At 54.6% G+C, this 2,120-nt stretch carries 3 protein-coding genes; 2 read left to right on the forward strand and 1 reads right to left on the reverse strand.

Translation table 11 applies throughout. The features are described from left to right. Positions 1-119 precede the first annotated feature (119 nt). Both ROTAS13_RS26685 and ROTAS13_RS26690 read left to right on the forward strand, forming a co-directional pair. Positions 120-314, forward strand: coding sequence for a hypothetical protein (locus ROTAS13_RS26685; RefSeq protein WP_139323536.1), 195 nt, complete (start codon positions 120-122; stop codon positions 312-314). Positions 315-1,026: 712 nt separating this feature from the next. Next, positions 1,027-1,734 (forward strand): hypothetical protein, encoded by a 708-nt coding sequence (locus ROTAS13_RS26690; protein ID WP_139323537.1) that lies wholly within the window; start codon positions 1,027-1,029, stop codon positions 1,732-1,734. Between the two features lie 91 nt (positions 1,735-1,825). Here the strand turns inward: ROTAS13_RS26690 and ROTAS13_RS27535 are convergent, their stop codons facing one another. Then, complete coding sequence (locus ROTAS13_RS27535) at positions 1,826-1,987, reverse strand: hypothetical protein (RefSeq protein WP_171979225.1); 162 nt, start codon at positions 1,985-1,987, stop codon at positions 1,826-1,828. Positions 1,988-2,120 lie beyond the last annotated feature (133 nt).

The following is a 2,120-nucleotide window of genomic DNA, read 5'->3' on the forward strand; positions in this document are numbered from 1 at the left end:
CGCGCCAAGCCCGCACCCTCCAGGTGATCCATGAAACGCGCCCCTCGCAGCCGTCAACGCCATGATTTATATGCGAAATATCACGATTACGACAGCGAAATCAGCGACTTACTTGGAGAATGTGGGATGAGGAGTGGCCACGCGGACGTGTCGTCTATCACATCCCGACGCGGCGCTTCGTGATCTATGCCGACCGTAAGCTACGTACACAGCCCTGGATGGACCGCATCCTGGCACGCTTCGCACTGACCGAGGCGGAGTACGATCTTCGCGCGGACCCGCACTACGTCAGTGCACGAGACGTCCAGCCATGAGCCGATCTGCTTCCCACTGAATGCCAGCGGCGGGAACTCGCCCGCAGCTAGGCAATGGACCTCAGCTCCTGGCAGGATGGTGTTCGTGAGGGAGCACCTCGATGAGTGCGGCTGGGTGGAGAAGGTGCGTTGCGAGGGCCGGCTGTGACGGGGCATGACAGGCCATTCCTCGGGCAAGCAGAGACCGTGTTTCACAATCTGAAAGGACCGTTTGAAGGATTGTGAAATGTACATTCCTCTTAAAAAGTTATCCAGAAGAGAAGCTTTCTAGGATGGTGAGAGAGGGGTGGCTTTGGTCATACCTTGTGCAAAACGCAAACCACTGGTGGGAGTGGGGCCGGGTTGATTTGCGAAAGTCCTGACTTTTGCATCTTGCTGACCAAAACGGTTCACGGAGGCCTGTTCGTGAACTGTTTTAGAAACTGCTACGCACTGTCTTTTTTTGAGATAATGCTCTGATTGTGTTCACTTTTTCTATCGTACATGCCAAAATCCGCGTACAACTGTCTCTAGATATATGTTCGGGGTCTGCCAAAATTTTGGCTTCATCATGAAGGAGAACCCCGATGAACCTACTTCCTGAGATCGTGGACAGACTCGGTCATCTTCCCACTGAAAGCCTCGTCCTCATTGTTGCCCTTGGTGCGCTTGGCCTCGCCGCCTTCGCCATTCATGCCGTTGCCTCAGTCATGAAGACTGTGAAAGGCAAATAATGACCCTTCAAAATTGGAAGCGGCTGCCGACCAAATGGATTAAGGGTAACGGCATTGACCCCGATAGCATGGGCCTAAGACAATTCCGCTGGAGCCGTGGCAACGGCTCCAGTTGCACTGCTGCCTTAATGCTGCTGATCGTCATTGCACATCACGCAGATGACGAAGGCTCCGCGCGGCTAACTTATGACTTGTTCAACGCTTGCGCCGGTCTAAGTCGTACCAAGATCTCCAGCGGGTTAGAACTTCTTGATAACGCCGGAATCGTCTTGCGTGCTGGTGGGCAGCGCAATGCTTATAAATTGGCAAACTTTGATCGCACCGGCTGGGGCATGCTCCCAGCAAAAAAACTGTACGACAACTCTGGGCAGATTCGATTTTTCAGAGACCTAAAGCTGAGAAATCCCACCGAATTGCATGCACTCAAGCTCTACCTGCTGTTCATTGCCATGCGCGACAACGAAACCAACATGGCACAGATTAGTTATGACAAGATTGAAGCATATCTAGGTATTTCGAGAGAACATATTAAATCTGGCCTTTCTGTTCTCGCGGCAAATTCTTTAGTTCATGTGGAGCATATTCCATCGCGAGAAAAGGGCGTATTCAACGCCTATCGCATCGTCCATCTCCAATCAAACATCCACATGGGAACAACGGGCCGGAAACTGTTCGAGCACTTGGTTGCGGAAGCAGAGCCAGCCTAGTGTCCCGAATCTGAAGTTCGCGCCATTTCGGTAGATGGTGGGTAACCGATGTCTGCACCCCACTCTGGCGGCTGCGAGACGTTGGCGCGGGTCAAACGGATCGGGCGCGGTGGGCCTGCCAGTAGTCGCGGATGGAGCACACGGCCTCGGGGACGTGGTGGTAGGCCCAGGCCATGTGGGCGCGGGCTTCGGGACGCCCAGCGGTGAGCCTCTCGACCTCCTCCTCGGCCTCGAGGGCGATGATCGGCAGCATGAACGTGAACGTGGTGGCCCGTCTCGAAGATGAGCTGCCAGGGGACGGGCCAGCGCTTGACAGCAAACATGAAGCCTGCTGCCCAGGGCCTGTCTCTTGATCACATCTACGCACAGCTCCACCGTAAGGCGAA

Origin of the sequence: Roseomonas sp. TAS13, from assembly GCF_001950415.1 — a bacterium.
In the GTDB taxonomy this organism is placed as follows: domain Bacteria; phylum Pseudomonadota; class Alphaproteobacteria; order Acetobacterales; family Acetobacteraceae; genus Roseomonas; species Roseomonas mucosa.